The following is a 16,119-nucleotide window of genomic DNA, read 5'->3' on the forward strand; positions in this document are numbered from 1 at the left end:
GCGGACGGCCTGGTCGCCGTCCGCCGTGGCCCGCCCGCCCCGGCGTCATCCCACCAGCCGCAGCCGCACCCCCGCCACCCCCACCCGCACCGTCTGACCCCACACCAGCTCCAGCGCGTCGCCCTCCATCCCGTCCCCGAACGCGATGAGGCGGTCGGACTCCACGGTCAGGGACAGGCGGCCGGACGCCGTGAGGTGGCCGGCCACGAGTGAGGTGCCGGTGGCCGGCGACGGCCAGGCCTCGCGGACGAACCACAGCAGGCGTTCGTCCGTGGGGCCGGGCAGCGTCAGCTCCCCGCCCCGCTCCTGCCACACGGAGCGGAGCCAGCCGCCGGCCCCCGTCCCGGTGCCCACCAGGACCCCGGAGGAGGCCTGGGGCTCGACGGCACCCCCGTACTCGTCGAGCCCCAGCCGGTAGCGGGCCGTCTGATGGCCCGCGGCTCCCAGATAGATCTCGTTCAGCGCCACCAGGCGCTGCGTGTCGTCCGCGACGGCCTCGACCATGGTCAGCTCGTCGGCCCGGCTGCGGTGTGCCGAGGCGAGCAGCGCCGCCGCGTCCCCGGGGCGGTGCCGCACCAGTACCCCCGGGTTGCGCCCCGGGTCCGAGTCGATGCCGATGACGGGCTGTCCCGAGAGGTACTTGGCGACGTTCGCGACGAGCCCGTCCTGGCCCACCACGACGACCACGTCCTCCGGGGCGAACAGGAACCGGTCCAGGTCGCCGCGTTCGACCCGGGCCTGACGCCAGGTCAGCGGGATCGCCGCCACCACACCGGCCAGCGCCTCGCGGTCCCGCCGGTGCCGCTCGGCCACCTCCGCGATGTCGCGCCCCCGGGAGGAGAGGAAGAACGCCGCCTGCCCGTGCGTCCCGTGCCGGGCGACGAGCTCCTCGTACTCCGTGGTGCGATGGACGAGGACCACCCGGGGCGCGAGGCTCACCGTTCGTCCCCGGCGTCCGGGTTGCCCAGCTTGGCGAGCAGCCCCGTGAGGACGTCGGGCGACACCGTGACGCTGTCGATCCGCGGCAGGTTCTCCGCGAGCCGGGTGCCCGTGAGGGCGTGCAGCGTGCTGACGTCCACGTCCGCGTGGACCCGCAGCCAGGCGGCCTGTGCCTCGGCCCGGGCCGCGCCGACCTCGCGTTCGGCCTGCGCCTCGGCCCCGGCGAGCCGCACCTTGCGGGTGGCTTCCGCCTCGGCGAGGCGCAGCGCGCGGGTGGCCTCCGCCTCCGCGAGCCGCACCGTCCGCGCCGCCTCCGCGCCCGCCCGCACCGCGTCGGCGGCCGCGTGCTCCTCCGCCTCGCACCGCGCGTTGGTGCCGCGCTGGTCGACCAGCTGCTCCTCGCGCCGCGCGAGTTCGATCTGGCTGGCGAGCTCGTTCTCGGCGATGGCGCGTTCGCGCTCGACGGCGACGGCGCGGCGCTCGTACGTCGCCTTGTCGGCGTCCTGCTGGATCTGCTCGCGGGCCGGCGTGCGCAGCGCCCGCTCCACCTCGGGCTCCGGGCGCAGGGCGACCACGCGGACGGCCACCACCTCGATACCCGTCGCGGGCAGCCGGGGCTCGGCCGCGAGCCCTCCGGCGATCCGCTCCCGCACCGCGGCGACGCCGTCGACCAGGGCGGACGCCAGCGAGGTGCGGGCCAGGACGTCCAGCGCGTGCTGCTGGGCCGTCTCGGTCAGCAACGATCCCAGCTGTTCCAGGGGAGTGCCGCGCCAGGCGCCGGTGTCGGGGTCGATGGAGAAGTCCAGGCGGGCGGCGGCGATCGCGGGGTCGACGACGCGGTAGGTGACGGTCGCCTGGACGGCGACGTCCTGGAAGTCGGAGGTGCGGGCGTGGAACGTCATCGCCAGTTCGCGGTCGTCGACCGGGACCTCGGAGAGCGCGGCGGTCAGGGAGCGGTACCAGAAGCTGAGCCCGGGGCCGTCGTGGACCAGCCGGCCCGACCGGTGGTGCCGGACGTGCGCGGTCGGCGCTCCGCGCAGATGGCGCCAGCCGAACCGGCGCGTGATGTCGGCCATGGGAAACCCCCTCGTCGTCGGGCGTCCCCCGGGCGGGGATGATCTCCCGCCGCCGTGCGCCCGTCGTCCACTCCTGGTTGTCGTCAGTGAGACGATAAAGGCGGGGCAGGCTTATCGTCAAGAGGACGAAATGAATGCGTTCGAGCTCGTGCGATCGGCGGGTGAACGCGCGTCCGGATGGTCAGGATGGAGGCATGGGATTCCAAGTCGACTCCGAGGCCGGGCGGCTGCGCCGCGTCATCCTTCACCGGCCGGATCTTGAGCTCAAAAGGCTCACCCCCAGCAACAAGGACGCCCTGCTCTTCGACGACGTGCTCTGGGTGCGCCGGGCGCGCGCCGAGCACGACGGATTCGCGGACGTCCTGCGCGACCGCGGGGTCGCCGTCCACCTCTTCGGTGACCTGCTCGCCGAGACGCTGGAGATCCCGGCGGCCAGAGCGCTCGTCCTCGACCGGGTCTTCGACGAGAAGGAGTACGGGCCGCTGGCCACCGACCACTTGAGAGCCTCGTTCGAGACCCTGCCCGCCCCCGAGCTGGCGTCCGTCCTCGTCGGGGGGATGACCAAGCGGGAGTTCCTGGACGTCCACCCGGAGCCGACCTCCGTGCGCTTCCACGTCATGGACCTCGACGACTTCCTGCTCGGGCCGCTGCCCAACCACCTCTTCACCAGGGACACCTCGGCCTGGATCTACGACGGGGTCTCCATCAACGCCATGCGCTGGCCGGCGCGCCAGCGCGAGACCGTGCACTTCGAGGCGATCTACCGGCACCACCCGCTCTTCCGTGACGAGGGCTTCCGCATCTGGTCGGAGGGTCAGGCCGACTACCCGTCCACCATCGAGGGCGGCGACGTGCTCGTCATCGGCAACGGCGCCGTGCTCATCGGCATGAGCGAGCGGACCACGCCGCAGGCCGTCGAGATGCTCGCGCACAAACTCTTCGCCGCCGGCTCGGCGCGCACCATCGTCGCCCTCGACATGCCCAAGCGGCGGGCCCTGATGCACCTCGACACCGTGATGACCATGGTCGACGCTGACATCTTCACGCAGTACGCGGGCCTCGGCATGCTCCGCTCGTACACCATCGAGCCGGGCGTGGAGGACAAGGAGCTCAAGGTCACCGACCACCCCCCGGAGCACATGCACCGCGCGATCGCCGCCGCGCTCGGACTCAATGAGATCCGTGTGCTGACCGCCACCCAGGACGTCCACGCGGCCGAGCGCGAGCAGTGGGACGACGGATGCAACGTCCTCGCCGTCGAGCCGGGCGTCGTCATCGCCTACGAGCGGAACTCCACCACCAACACGCACCTGCGCAAGCAGGGCATCGAGGTCATCGAGATCCCGGGCAGTGAGCTGGGTCGCGGCCGGGGCGGGCCGCGCTGTATGAGCTGCCCGGTCCAGCGGGACGCCGTGTAGGCGGTCGGCGCCCGCGGTGGGGCCGGTCGGGACGCCGCGTACAGGAGGTGGGGGCATCGTGGAGGGGGTGCGGCTGCCGCGCACGAGGAGGCAGGGTGCTGTATAGAAATGCTGAGTGTCGTATAGAATTCCAAGGTCCTCGTCTTCGTAACCCTGGAGCGCCCCCATGGCGACAGTCCCGACCGCCCTCGCCGGCCGCCACTTCCTCAAGGAGCTGGACTTCACCGAGGAGGAGTTCCGCGGTCTGATCGAGCTGGCCGCGGAGCTCAAGGCGGCCAAGAAGGCGGGGACCGAGACCCAGTACCTGCGGGGCAGGAACATCGCGCTGATCTTCGAGAAGACCTCCACGCGCACCCGCTGCGCGTTCGAGGTGGCCGCCGCGGACCAGGGCGCCTCGACGACCTACCTCGACCCCTCCGGCTCGCAGATAGGGCACAAGGAGTCCGTGAAGGACACCGCTCGCGTCCTCGGCCGGATGTTCGACGCCATCCAGTACCGAGGGGACAGCCAGGCGTCCGTCGAGGAGCTCGCCGCCTACGCGGGCGTGCCCGTCTACAACGGCCTGACGGACGACTGGCACCCCACCCAGATGCTCGCCGACGTGCTCACCATGACCGAGCACTGCGACAAGCCGCTGGGTGAGATCGCCTTCGCCTACCTCGGCGACGCCCGCTTCAACATGGGCAACTCGTACCTGATCACCGGCGCGCTGCTGGGCATGGACGTCCGTATCGTCGCCCCGCGGTCCTACTGGCCCGCCGACGAGATCGTCGCGCGCGCCCGCAAGCTCGCCGAGGGCAGCGGCGGACGCGTCACGCTGACCGAGATCCCCTCGGAAGGGGTCGCCGGCGTCGACTTCGTCGCGACCGACGTCTGGGTCTCCATGGGCGAGCCCAAGGAGGTGTGGGACGAGCGCATCGGCGCCCTGTCCCCGTACGCCGTGACGATGGACGTCCTGCGGCTCACCGGCAACCCCGACGTCAAGTTCCTGCACTGCCTGCCCGCCTTCCACGACCTCGGCACCAAGGTCGGCCGCGAGCTGTACGAGACCCACGGCCTGGACTCCCTGGAGGTCACCGACGAGGTCTTCGAATCGGCGCACTCGGTCGTCTTCGACGAGGCGGAGAACCGGCTGCACACCATCAAGGCGATCCTCGTCGCCACGCTCGCCTGACCGCCGGGCAGGTCGCGCCCCGGGGTGCCCCGGTCCCGGCACGACCCGCGCCGCCGGCCCCGGTGCCACCCGTACCGCGCGTGGCTCCCCGGCCCGGCGGTACGCGCGCCGCGCACGGCACCTTCGTCCGGCGGGGCCCGCGACACGTGTCGTACGCCGGCCGGGAATGCCGACGCGTGTCGCACACCGGCCCGACCTGCCCGTACCATCCTCGACGGCCCCGGAACCACCCCTTCCGCAGCCCGTCGCGCGGCCAACCCAGCCGCACCCGCACCACCGAAATGAGCACCACCCGCATGCCCGCTCCCACCCTCAGGCCCACCCGCCGCGTCAAGTCCCCCGAGCTGCTGATCGCCGAATCCGGCGCGGACCTCGACGGGCACGGACTCAAGCGCACCATGGGTCTCTTCCAGCTCATCTGCTTCGGCGTCGGCGCGATCGTCGGCACCGGCATCTTCGTCGGCCTGTCCGACTCGGTCGCCCAAGCCGGACCCGCCGTGGTCGTGTCCTTCATCCTCGCCGCCATCACCTGCGTCTTCACCGCGTTCTCGTTCGCGGAGCTCGGCGGCGCGATCCCGGTCTCGGGCTCGTCCTACTCCTTCGCCTACGCCGGACTGGGCGAGGGCACCGCCTTCCTCGTCGGCTGGTGCCTGCTCCTGGAGTACGGCGTCTCCGTGTCGGCCGTGGCGGTCGGCTGGAGCCAGTACGTGAACGAACTGCTCGGCAGCCTCACCGGCGCCCAGCTTCCCGCCGCGCTCTCCGCGGGCCCGTCGGACGGCGGGATCGTCAACCTCCCCGCGGTCATCGTGATCGCGCTGGCGTCGGTCCTGCTGGTGCGCGGCGTGCGCGAGAGCGCGCGGGCGACGGCCGCGATGGCCGTGCTCAAGCTCGTCGTCCTCGTCCTGTTCTGCGCCGTCGGCTTCAGCGCCTTCAAGGACGGCAACCTCACCCCGTTCTCCCCGGCGGGACTCGGCGGCATCGGCGCGGGCACCACCGCCGCCTTCTTCTCGTACATCGGCTTCGACGCGATCACCACCGCCGGCGAGGAGGCCAAGAACCCGCGCCGCAACATCCCCATCGCCGTCCTGGTCTGCATCGGCCTGGTCACGCTGCTCTACTGCGCGGTCGCCCTCGCGGCGATCGGCGCCATCGGCGGGGACGAGGTCGGCGGCCGCCCCGCCGCGCTGTCGTACGTCGTGAACGAGGTCACCGGCTCCTCGGTCGGCGGCGGGGTCATCGCCTTCGGGGCCGTGGTCGCCATCGCGTCGGTGGTCCTCGCGGTGATGTACGGCCAGACCCGCATCCTCATGTCGATGTCCCGCGACGGCCTGATCCCGCGGGTCTTCGAGCGGGTCTCCCCGAGGACCTCGACGCCCGTCGCCGGCACGCTGATCGTCGCGATCGTGTTCGCGATCCCCGCGGCCTTCGCGTCCCTGGACTCCGTGGTCAACCTGTGCACCATCGGGACCCTCGCCGTGATGGCCGCCGTGAACATCGCCGTGATCGCGCTGCGCCGTTCGGAGCCGGGCCTGGCGCGCACGTTCCGGGTGCCGCTCCACCCCGTCGTGCCCCTGCTGGGCGTGGGCTTCTGCCTCTACCTGATGTACGAGACGGGCTGGACGACCTGGATCCAGTTCGCCTGCTTCCTCGCGGCCGGACTCCTGGTCTACGTGCTCTACGGGCGCCGCAACTCACGGCTGGCGGCCCGGGCCGCGGCGACGGCTACGCAGGCCGTCGCTGACGAGGTACCACAGGCAGTCTGAACCAGACCGCCTTGCCCGTGTCGGTGGGGCGGTGGCCGCAGGACGAGCTCAGGGTACGGATCAGCAGCAGGCCGCGCCCGTGCTCCTGCCAGGGGTCCGGCTCGCCCACCGGGTGGGGCACCGTGAGGTGGCCCGGCGGCGCCGGGTCCGGGTCGTGCACCTCGACCCGGCAGCCGGTCGGCAGCAGCTCCACGACCAGCTCTATGGGGCCGGTGCCCGCGGTGTGCTCCACCGCGTTCGCGACCAGCTCCGCGGTGAGCAGCTCCGCCGTGTCACTGTCGGCCGCGTGCTCCAGCTCGGCCAGTGCCGTCCGCACCAGAGCGCGCGCGACGGGCACGGCCGCGACGGTGTGCGGCAGCGCGATGCGCCAGGAGGCGGGGGCCGGGGTGTCGTGCAAGGCGAGTCCGTTCATGGAGCAGCCTGTCCTGCTTTCAACCTCAGGAATGGTACGGCGCCGCCGGGCAGAGGCGGTCGGCGGGCCGTTCGGGACCTTTTGGTGGTGCTGCGGGACGTCGGTCGGTGATCCGCCGGGACGTTCGCCCCGGCATGAGGGTGCGTACCCAGGGGGACGCCCCGTCTCCCCGAGGTGCTCCAGCCGTTACGCGGCTATCGAGGAACGGTGACTCGGTGACGGTGCGCTGTCGCCTCGTGACGACGAGGTGCGACACCCGACACACCACGCGGGCTATTGCGTGGTCGTGACGACAGTCACGGATCGGTGATAACTTCGTGAGGGAGGAGCCCTCCGGCACCCGCCGCCCCGTTCCCCCAGGCCGCAGACCGCCGCCCCCGCCCGAGGAGGCCGCACGTCATGAGTCCCTTCACCGGATCCGCCGCCCGCACCTCCGACTGGCAGCACCTCAGGTGCGAGATCGCCGACGGGGTCGCCACGGTCACGCTGGCCCGCCCCGAGAAACTCAACGCGCTCACCTTCGGCGCCTACGCCGACCTGCGCGACCTGCTCGCCCAGCTGTCCCGCGAGAGGTCGGTCCGCGCCCTGGTGCTGGCGGGCGAGGGCCGCGGCTTCTGCTCCGGCGGTGACGTCGACGAGATCATCGGCGCCACCCTCGCCATGGACACCGCCCAGCTCCTCGACTTCAACCGGATGACCGGCCAGGTCGTCCGCGCCGTACGCGAGTGCCCCTTCCCGGTGATCGCGGCGGTGCACGGAGTGGCCGCAGGAGCGGGAGCCGTCCTCGCGCTCGCCGCCGACTTCCGGATCGCCGACCCGAGCGCCCGCTTCGCCTTCCTCTTCACCCGTGTCGGACTGTCCGGCGGCGACATGGGCGCGGCCTATCTGCTGCCCCGGGTCGTCGGACTCGGCCACGCGACCCGGCTGCTCATGCTCGGCGAACCCGTGCGCGCCCCCGAGGCCGAGCGCATCGGACTGATCAGCGAAATGGCCGACGAGGGCGGAGCCGACGAGACCGCCCGGCGGCTCGCCCACCGCCTCGCCGAGGGTCCGGCCCTCGCGTACGCCCAGACGAAGGCCCTGCTCACCGCCGAACTGGACATGCCGCTCGCCGCCTCCGTCGAACTCGACGCCTCGACCCAGGCCCTCCTGATGAACGGGGAGGACTACGCCGAGTTCCATGCCGCCTTCACGGAGAAGCGGCCGCCGAAGTGGCGGGGGCGATAGCCATGACGACACCGCGCGACACGGCCACGGCGACGCACAGCGGCACCTGCGGACGGCCGGGCGACCCCCTGCGGGTCGCCGTGATCGGCGGCGGGCCCGGCGGACTGTACGCCGCCGCGCTGCTCAAGCGCCTCGACCCGCGCCGCGAGATCACCGTCTGGGAACGCAACGCCCCCGACGACACCTTCGGCTTCGGCGTCGTGCTCTCCGACGAGACGCTCGGCGGCATCGAGCACGCCGACCCGGTCGTGTACGCGGCGCTCCAGGACGAGTTCGTACGCTGGGACGACATCGACATCGTGCACCGCTCGGTCCGTCACACCTCAGGCGGCCACGGCTTCGCCGCCCTCGGGCGGCGCAGGCTCCTGGAGATCCTGCACGACCGCTGCCGCTCGCTCGGCGTCGACCTCCGCTTCCGGGCGCCGGCCCCACCCGTGGCCGAGCTCATGGCGGCCCACGACCTCGTGATCGCCGCCGACGGCGTGCACAGCGCCACCCGGGCCGCCCACGCCGACGTGTTCGGGCCGTCCGTCGAGGAACACCGCTGCCGTTACATCTGGCTCGCCGCCGACTTCGCCTTCGACGCCTTCCGCTTCGAGATCGCCGAGACCGAGCACGGCGTGATGCAGCTGCACGGCTACCCGTACGCCCCCGACGCCTCCACCGTCATCGTGGAGATGCGCGAGGAGGTGTGGCGCGCGGCCGGCTTCGCGGACCTCGACGAGGAGCAGTCCGTCGAACAGTGCGGGAAGATCTTCGCGGACACCCTCGGCGGCCGGCCGCTGCGGTCGAACAAGTCAGCCTGGACGACCTTCCGCACCGTCGTCAACGACCACTGGTCGCACGAGAACCTGGTCCTGCTCGGCGACGCCGCGCACACCGCGCACTTCTCCATCGGCTCCGGCACCAAGCTCGCCGTCGAGGACGCGCTCGCGCTCGCCGCCTGCCTGGAGGAGCAGCCCGGCCTCACCCGGGCCCTCGCCGCCTACGAGGAGGAGCGGCGGCCGGTCGTCGCCTCCACCCAGCGGGCCGCCCGCGCCAGCCTGGAGTGGTTCGAGGACATCCGCTTCCATCTGGACCAGCCCGCCCGGCAGTTCGCCTTCAACCTGCTCACCCGCAGCCGCCGCGTCACGCACGACAACCTGCGGCTGCGCGACGCGCGCTTCACGGAGTCGGTGGAGCGCGAGTTCGGCTGCCCGCCCGGGACACCCCCGATGTTCACGCCGTTCCGGATGCGCGGCCTGACCCTGCGCAACCGCGTCGTCGTCTCACCCATGGACATGTACTCGGCCGTCGACGGCGTCCCCGGCGACTTCCACCTCGTCCACCTGGGCGCGCGGGCACTGGGCGGCGCCGGCCTGGTGATGACCGAGATGGTGTGCGTGAGCGCCGAGGGCCGCATCACCCCCGGGTGCGCGGGGATCTACACCCAGCGACAGGCGGACTCCTGGCGGCGGATCATCGAGTTCGTGCACCGGCAGTCCCCCGGCACCGCCATCGGCGTGCAGCTCGGCCACGCCGGGCGCAAAGGGTCGACGAAGCTGATGTGGGAGGGCATCGACGAGCCCCTGGACGACGGCAACTGGCCCCTCGTGGCGGCCTCCCCGATCCCCTACAAGCCGGGGAGCCAGACGCCCCGCGAGCTGTCCCGCGCCCAGCTCACCGATCTGCGCGAGCAGTTCGTGTCGGCCGCCTGGCGGGCCGCACGCTGCGGCTTCGACCTGCTCGAACTGCACTGCGCCCACGGCTATCTGCTCTCCGGCTTCCTGTCGCCGCTGACCAACAGGCGCACCGACGGATACGGCGGCGACCTCGCCCGGCGGCTGCGTTTCCCGCTCGAGGTCTTCGACGCCGTACGCGCCGTGTGGCCCGAGGAGCGGCCCATGACCGTCCGCATCTCCGCCACCGACTGGGCGGACGGCGGCACCACCGGCGACGACGCCGTGGAGATCGCGCGGGCCTTCGCCGCGCACGGTGCCGACGCGGTCGACGTGTCGACGGGGCAGGTGGTGTCGGACGAGCGGCCCGACTACGGCCGGTCGTACCAGACGCCGTACGCCGACCGGATCCGCCACGAGACCGGCGTCCCGGTGATCGCCGTCGGCGCGATCTCCTCCTGGGACGACGTCAACTCCCTCGTCCTGGCCGGACGCACGGACCTGTGCGCGCTCGCCCGACCGCACCTCTACGACCCCCACTGGACCCTGCACGCGGCGGCCGAGCAGGGGTACGACGGCCCCGGGATCGCCTGGCCGATGCCCTACCGGGCGGGCAGCAGGCCTCCGCGGACCGGGCGCACGGATGCCCCCAAACCCCGCCTCACGCTGGGCACTTGAGGGTGTCGAGGGCCGAAGGAGCGGCCGTCGCGGGCTACGCGGACAGGTCGGCCATACCGGCTGTCAGCGTCGCCCCGTCGGCCGGGTCGACCAGGATGAACGCACCCGTCCGGCGTACCTCGGCATAGTCGTCGAGTGCGAGCGGACCGGCGGTGCGCAGCACGATCCTGCCGAGATCGTTCGCGGTCAGCTCGGCGGCGCCGCCCAGATCCTCGACGACCGCCTTCACGGTCCGTGTCGTGTGCTTGACCAGCACCCGGTCACCGACCCGCAGCGCGCGGTCCGCCAGATGACCGTCGAGGACCTCCACGCGGTGCCCCTCGGCCCTCAGGCGACTGCCCAGGATGCGTGCGATGGTCGTCTTGCCCGCGCTCGGCAGTCCCGTGAGCCAGACGGTGGCTCCCTGAGCCCTTGCCGTGATGGTCATCCGTGCTGTCCCTCTTCCTCTCCTGGCGTGCGGTTCACGACGCTAGGCAAGGAAGATGAGAAGAGGGACGGAGGAGCCTGAGGGTTCCCTTAGCCACCGTCGATGTCACCGGGGTCACACCCGGCGGAGCCCCCGGATCCCCCGGGCACCTGCGCGAACTCCGCCCCGGCGTCCCGCAGTCGTGCGTGCAGCGCCCTGAACACCGCGGCCGAGCGGGCGCCGGGCCAGTCCCGGGGGAGCAGCGCGGCGGGCAGCCCCGGATCGGTGTACGGGAGGTGCCGCCAGGAGTCCAGGGCCAGCAGGTAGTCGCGGTAGGCCTCTTCGGGCGAGGTGTCCGCGCGCCGCTCCCAGTCGTGCAGGACGGGCGCGTGCTGGTCGAGGAACGCCTCGTGCTCTTTGGCGATCGCGGCCAGGTCCCACCAGCGGGCGACCGCGTCGGCCGTCGCCGCGAACCCCAGGTGTTCCCCGCGGAACAGTTCCACGTACGGGTCGAGCCGCAGGCGCTCAAGAGTGTGCCGCGTCTCCTCGTGGAGCCGCGCCGGGGCGATCCAGACCCCGGGGGCCGCCGTCCCGAAGCCGAGTCCGGCGAGCCGGGAGCGCAGTACGTGCCGCTTCTGCCGCTCCGACTCCGGTACCGAGAACACGGCGAGCACCCAGCCCTCTTCCTCGGGAGGCGTCGTCGCGTACACCCGGCGGTCGCCGTCGTCGAGCAGCTGCCGCGCGTCCGGGGAGAGCGCGTACCCGGCCGCACCCGCCGCCGTGCGGACCGGTTCGAGAAGGCCACGGCGTTTGAGCCGTGACACCGACGACCGCACGGAGGGCGCGTCGACGCCCACCGCGGCGAGGAGCCGGATCAACTCGGCCACCGGCACGGGGCCGGGCATGAATCGGCCGTACGCGCCGTAGAACGTGACGATGAGGGACCGGGGGGCGTGCTGCTCTGACACGTTGATCACTCTAGTGCGCGAAGATCACTTGGAATCGCCGCCCGTGGGCACGCCACCGGTCGCGGGGGGACCGGGGACCGCTTTGGAACCCGTCCCGGTGCGCAGCCGGAAGCGCTGGAGCTTCCCTGTCGCGGTGCGTGGCAGCGCGTCGAGGAAAACGATCTCGCGGGGGCATTTGTACGGCGCCAGCTCGGACTTGAGGAAGCCGCGGAGCGCCTCGGGGTCCCGGTGCGCGCCGGGCCGCAGCACGACGTGGGCGACGACGACCTGCCCGCGGTCCTCGTCGGGTCTCCCCACCACCGCGGTCTCCACCACGTCGGGATGGCGCAGCAGCGCGTCCTCGACCTCCGGGCCGGCGATGTTGTAGCCCGCCGAGATGATCATGTCGTCGGCGCGGGCGACATAGCGGAAGTAGCCGTCGGGGTCGCGCACATAGGTGTCGCCGGTGATGTTCCAGCCGCCGCGCACGTACTCGCGCTGCCGCGGGTCGGCGAGGTAGCGACAGCCCACCGGGCCGCGCACGGCGAGCAGTCCGGGCTCCCCGTCCGGCACCGGCTCCCCGTCGGCGTCGACCACGCGCGCGTGCCACCCCGGTACCGGGACGCCGGTCGTGCCGGGGCGGATGTGCCCGTCGGCGGCGGAGATGAAGATGTGCAGCAGCTCGGTGGCGCCGATGCCGTTGATGATGCGCAGTCCGGTGCGCGCGTGCCAGTCCTGCCAGGTCCCGGCCGGCAGGTTCTCGCCCGCCGACACGCAGCGCCGCAGCGACCCGGTGTCATGGTCGTCCAGCTCGGCCAGCATCGCCCGGTAGGCGGTCGGGGCGGTGAACAGCACGGAGACGCGATGCTCGGCGATCGCGGGCAACAGCTGCTTCGGGCCCGCCTGTTCGAGCAGCAGGGAACAGGCGCCGGCGCGCATCGGGAAGACGACGAGCCCACCGAGCCCGAAGGTGAATCCCAGCGGGGGGCTGCCCGCGAAGACGTCGTCGTCGCGCGGCTGCAGCACATGCTTGGAGAAGGTGTCCGCGATCGCCAGCACATCGCGGTGGAAGTGCATGCAGCCCTTGGGCCGGCCGGTCGTGCCCGAGGTGAACGCGATCAGCGCGACGTCGTCGGCCGCGGTGTCGACGGCCTCGTACGGTTCGTCCGGCGCGCCCGTGATGCGCAGCAGCAGGTCGTCCGGGGTGTCGCCGCCGAAGGTGGTGACCTGGAGCCCGGGGATCTCCGCCTTGACCAGGTCGTCGACCGACCGTACGTCGCACAGGGCGTGGGTCACCCGGGCGATGGCGCAGATCGTGCTCAGTTCGTGCTGCCGCTGCTGGGCGAGCACCGTGACGGCGACGGCCCCGGCCTTCAGGACCGCTAGCCAGCAGGCGGCCAGCCACGGCGTGGTCGGGCCGCGCAGCAGCACCCGGTTGCCCGGGACGACGCCCAGCTCGGCGGTCAGCACATGCGCGATGCGGTCGACGCGGGCGCGGAGCTGGCCGTACGTCCACGGCTCGCCGGAGGCCGTGCGGAACACGGGGCGCTCGGGGCGGGCGTGGCCGAGGAGTTCGACGGCGCAGTTCAGCCGGTCGGGGTAGCGCAGCTCCGGGAGGTCGAAGCGGAGCTCGGGCCACTGCCCGGGGGGCGGGAGATGGTCGCGGGGGAACGTGTCGACGTGGGCCGAGTCCGTCGGCCGCACGGTGTCACCGGCATCCCTGGGGTCCATGGTGGTTCGCCCCCTCGTCGTGGTGGGCTCGCACAAGGAGCGTATCGTGTTGGTGACGACAGTCAACGGTACGCGATAACGTGGAGGCGCGACCCGACCGGCCCCGACGCGCGGGCCACCGGGGGAGAGGGGACCGGCGATGACCGCATTCTCACTCGATCCGGCGCGGACCGCCTGGTGTGCGGAGCTGCGCGGACTGGCCGGTGAGCGGCTGCTCCCGCTCGCCCAGGAGGGCGAACCGGGCCACGTCAACCGCCCCCTCGTCGCCGAACTCGGCCGACTCGGCCTGCTCGCCCGCCTGTTCACCTCCGACGCGCTCGACCTGTGCCTGATGCGCGAGTCGCTCGCCCAGACCTGCACGGAGGCCGAGACCGCGCTCGCCCTCCAGGGCCTGGGCGCCCATCCGGTGCACGCGTACGGCACCGGGGCCCAGCGCGACCGCTGGCTCCCCGGCGTCCACGCCGGCACGACGGTCGCCGCCTTCGCGCTCAGCGAGCCCGGCGCCGGCTCGGACGCGGCGGCGCTCGCCCTGCGGGCGGACAAGGACGGCTCCGGGGCCTGGCGGCTGACCGGCGAGAAGTGCTGGATCTCCAACGCGCCCGAGGCCGACTTCTACACCGTCTTCGCGCGCACCACCGCCGACGCCGGCGCCCGCGGCGTCACCGCCTTCCTCGTCCCCGGTGACCGGGCGGGACTCACCGGCACCCCGCTCGACATGCTCTCGCCGCACCCCATCGGGGCCCTCGCCTTCGACGCCGTGCCGGTCACCGCCGACGACGTGCTCGGCGAACCGGACCGTGGTTTCCGGGTCGCCATGAACACTCTCAACCGCTTCCGGCCGAGCGTGGGCGCCTTCGCGGTCGGCATGGCGCAGGCGGCACTCGACGCGACCCTGGCGCACACGAGCCGGCGCGAGGCCTTCGGCGGCCCCCTGAAGGACCTCCAGGCCGTGGCCCACCAGGTCGCCGAGATGGCCCTGCGCACGGAGGCCGCCCGCCTGATGGTGTACGCGGCCGCGGCGGCGTACGACGAAGGGGCCCCGGACGTGCCCAAGCGGGCGGCCATGGCGAAGCTGCTGGCCACCGAGACGGCCCAGTACGTCGTGGACGCCGCCGTCCAGCTGCACGGCGCCCGCGCCCTGCGCCGCGGCCACCTCCTCGAACACCTCTACCGCGAGGTGCGCGCACCGCGGATCTACGAGGGCGCGAGCGAGGTCCAGCGGGCGGTCATCGCCAAGGAGCTGTACCGGCCGGCCGGACCGGCCGGGACACCGCCCCCGGGGAACGCCCGGGAGCGCAGGCCGCACTCCGGTGCCGAAGGAGAGAGCGAGGCCCCATGACCGCCGAGCGCGTCAACCCGCCCGGACTGTCGCCGCCCACCGGCTTCTCCCACGCGGTCGTCGCGAGCGGCAGCCGCGTCGTCTTCCTGGCGGGCCAGACCTCGCTCGACGCGGACGGGAAGGTGGTGGGCGCGACCCTGCCCGAGCAGTTCGAGCGGGCGCTGACGAATCTGCTGACCGCGCTGCGCGCGGCGGGCGGCGCCCCGTCGGACCTCGCCCGGGTCACCGTCTACGCCACGGACGTCGCCGACTACCGCGTCCACGCGTCCGAACTCGGCCGCGTCTGGCGCCGGTTGGCGGGGCGGGACTACCCCGCGATGGCCGTGATCGGCGCGGCCCGCCTCTGGGACGAACAGGCCCTCGTCGAACTGGACGGCTTCGCGGTGCTGCCGTAGCCCGGGACGTTCAGGCCGCGACGGCGAGCTGCTCGACGAACACCCGGTGCGGCGCTACGACGCTGCCGTCGGGGAGCAGTTCGCCGCTGTCGTCGAAGACGATCGCGCCGTTGCACAGGAGGTTCCAGCCCTGCTCGGGGTGGGCCGCCACGATGTGCGGGGCGATGGAGTCCGCGGACGGGCACGAAGACCGGTGGGAACACATGGTGCACCTCCACGTCGGATGCGATGAGTGTCGGCGGCGGTGTCGTCGCCCTCGCATGGATAGACCATGCGCGCGCCGCGAACTCATCGGAACAGCCGGCCGTGAAGCGTGACAACACGCGGACAACTCTCGGACGGGCCCGGGACGGACGGTGCGGATCCGCCACGGACTCGCCACCGTTGGGGTGACGGTCGCCGCCCCGGGGCCGCCGGGCCGGTACCTGTGGAGCGCCCGTCCCCGCACCCCGCCCCTGGAGGTACCCCATGTCGCTGCGTCATGCCGTGGTCACGGCCGCCGGTGCCGCGCTGCTCCTGCTCGCCGCCCCGTCCGCGTCCGCCCGCTCGACCCCGGGCGACGAACTCACCGTCGACGCGACCGGAAGCGTCGTCGCCGACGGCACCATCACCCTGTCCGGGACGTACCGATGCGCGAGCAGCACCGGACCGGTGTTCGTGTCCTCGGCGGTGTCGCAGGGGGACTCCGAGGTGCAGCACGGCATCGGCGGCACCGCCGCGGTCTGCGACGGCGTCCTGCACCGCTGGACCAACTCGGAGAAGCGCGAGCCGGGCACCCTCGTACCCGGCCCGGCCCACGTCGCGGCCACTCTCATGGAACTGAGCTCCGGCCCGCTGCCCCTGCCGATCTTCCACGCGACCCGGGAGCAGGACATCACGGTCGTCGCGGACTGACACCGCCGCGACCGCCGGAGACACCGCCCGTCGCCGGCGCCGCCGCACCCGTGCGGCGGCGC

At 72.8% G+C, this 16,119-nt stretch carries 14 protein-coding genes and 1 pseudogene; 8 read left to right on the forward strand and 7 right to left on the reverse strand.

The window, feature by feature from the left end; all coding sequences use genetic code 11:
• Window positions 1-45: 45 nt before the first annotated feature.
• Window positions 46-939 carry a hypothetical protein gene (locus ACZ4IF_RS12650; protein WP_467562039.1) on the reverse strand — a complete coding sequence of 298 codons (894 nt, stop codon included), beginning with the start codon at window positions 937-939 and terminating at the stop codon, window positions 46-48.
• Entirely contained in the window at window positions 936-2,015 is a 1,080-nt protein-coding gene (locus ACZ4IF_RS12655) for an SPFH domain-containing protein (protein ID WP_467562041.1), read from the reverse strand. Before ACZ4IF_RS12655 ends, ACZ4IF_RS12650 begins: the two co-directional genes overlap by 4 nt.
• Window positions 2,016-2,209: 194 nt before the next feature.
• Here ACZ4IF_RS12655 and ACZ4IF_RS12660 point away from each other — a divergent pair, with 194 nt between their 5' ends.
• The 3 genes from ACZ4IF_RS12660 (at window position 2,210) to ACZ4IF_RS12670 (ending at window position 6,370) form a co-directional block, all read left to right on the forward strand.
• Window positions 2,210-3,433, forward strand: a complete 1,224-nt coding sequence (locus ACZ4IF_RS12660; protein WP_467562043.1) for an arginine deiminase — start codon at window positions 2,210-2,212, stop codon at window positions 3,431-3,433.
• Window positions 3,434-3,599: 166 nt separating this feature from the next.
• On the forward strand, window positions 3,600-4,607 hold the full coding sequence (gene argF / locus ACZ4IF_RS12665; RefSeq protein WP_467562045.1) for an ornithine carbamoyltransferase: 1,008 nt from the start codon (window positions 3,600-3,602) through the stop codon (window positions 4,605-4,607).
• 296 nt (window positions 4,608-4,903) lie between these two features.
• Entirely contained in the window at window positions 4,904-6,370 is a 1,467-nt protein-coding gene (locus ACZ4IF_RS12670; protein ID WP_467562047.1) for an amino acid permease, read from the forward strand.
• Here the strand turns inward: ACZ4IF_RS12670 and ACZ4IF_RS12675 are convergent.
• A complete protein-coding gene (locus tag ACZ4IF_RS12675) occupies window positions 6,330-6,782 on the reverse strand; it encodes an ATP-binding protein (protein ID WP_095937188.1) in 453 nt (150 codons plus the stop codon). The genes ACZ4IF_RS12670 and ACZ4IF_RS12675 overlap by 41 nt on opposite strands.
• Before the next feature lie 399 nt (window positions 6,783-7,181).
• Between ACZ4IF_RS12675 and ACZ4IF_RS12680 the strand changes: the two genes are divergently transcribed.
• Both ACZ4IF_RS12680 and ACZ4IF_RS12685 read left to right on the forward strand, forming a co-directional pair.
• Entirely contained in the window at window positions 7,182-8,009 is an 828-nt protein-coding gene (locus ACZ4IF_RS12680; RefSeq protein WP_467562049.1) for an enoyl-CoA hydratase family protein, read from the forward strand.
• A gap of 2 nt (window positions 8,010-8,011) precedes the next feature.
• A complete protein-coding gene (locus tag ACZ4IF_RS12685) occupies window positions 8,012-10,345 on the forward strand; it encodes a bifunctional salicylyl-CoA 5-hydroxylase/oxidoreductase (protein WP_467562051.1) in 2,334 nt (777 codons plus the stop codon).
• 34 nt (window positions 10,346-10,379) lie between these two features.
• Here ACZ4IF_RS12685 and ACZ4IF_RS12690 read toward each other — a convergent pair.
• The 3 genes and pseudogenes from ACZ4IF_RS12690 to ACZ4IF_RS12700 all read right to left on the reverse strand — a co-directional run.
• Window positions 10,380-10,763, reverse strand: a pseudogene (locus ACZ4IF_RS12690) (elongation factor 1-alpha C-terminal domain-related protein); the annotation flags it as partial.
• 98 nt (window positions 10,764-10,861) lie between these two features.
• A complete protein-coding gene (locus ACZ4IF_RS12695; RefSeq protein ID WP_467562053.1) occupies window positions 10,862-11,728 on the reverse strand; it encodes a PaaX family transcriptional regulator in 867 nt (288 codons plus the stop codon).
• Between the two features lie 15 nt (window positions 11,729-11,743).
• Window positions 11,744-13,429, reverse strand: a complete 1,686-nt coding sequence (locus tag ACZ4IF_RS12700) for an AMP-binding protein (protein WP_467562055.1) — start codon at window positions 13,427-13,429, stop codon at window positions 11,744-11,746.
• 139 nt (window positions 13,430-13,568) lie between these two features.
• Between ACZ4IF_RS12700 and ACZ4IF_RS12705 the strand changes: the two genes are divergently transcribed.
• Both ACZ4IF_RS12705 and ACZ4IF_RS12710 read left to right on the forward strand, forming a co-directional pair.
• Window positions 13,569-14,768 (forward strand): acyl-CoA dehydrogenase family protein, encoded by a 1,200-nt coding sequence (locus tag ACZ4IF_RS12705; protein ID WP_467562057.1) that lies wholly within the window; start codon window positions 13,569-13,571, stop codon window positions 14,766-14,768.
• Window positions 14,765-15,163: a RidA family protein gene (locus ACZ4IF_RS12710; protein WP_467562059.1), complete on the forward strand. Its 399-nt coding sequence runs from the start codon at window positions 14,765-14,767 to the stop codon at window positions 15,161-15,163. Before ACZ4IF_RS12705 ends, ACZ4IF_RS12710 begins: the two co-directional genes overlap by 4 nt.
• 10 nt (window positions 15,164-15,173) lie before the next feature.
• Here ACZ4IF_RS12710 and ACZ4IF_RS12715 read toward each other — a convergent pair whose 3' ends face one another.
• Window positions 15,174-15,368 (reverse strand): DUF5999 family protein, encoded by a 195-nt coding sequence (locus ACZ4IF_RS12715; protein ID WP_028802216.1) that lies wholly within the window; start codon window positions 15,366-15,368, stop codon window positions 15,174-15,176.
• 263 nt (window positions 15,369-15,631) lie between these two features.
• Between ACZ4IF_RS12715 and ACZ4IF_RS12720 the strand changes: the two genes are divergently transcribed.
• A complete protein-coding gene (locus tag ACZ4IF_RS12720) occupies window positions 15,632-16,057 on the forward strand; it encodes a DUF6299 family protein (RefSeq protein WP_467562061.1) in 426 nt (141 codons plus the stop codon).
• Window positions 16,058-16,119: the final 62 nt, after the last annotated feature.

The organism is Streptomyces sp. NPDC025784 (assembly GCF_055558435.1).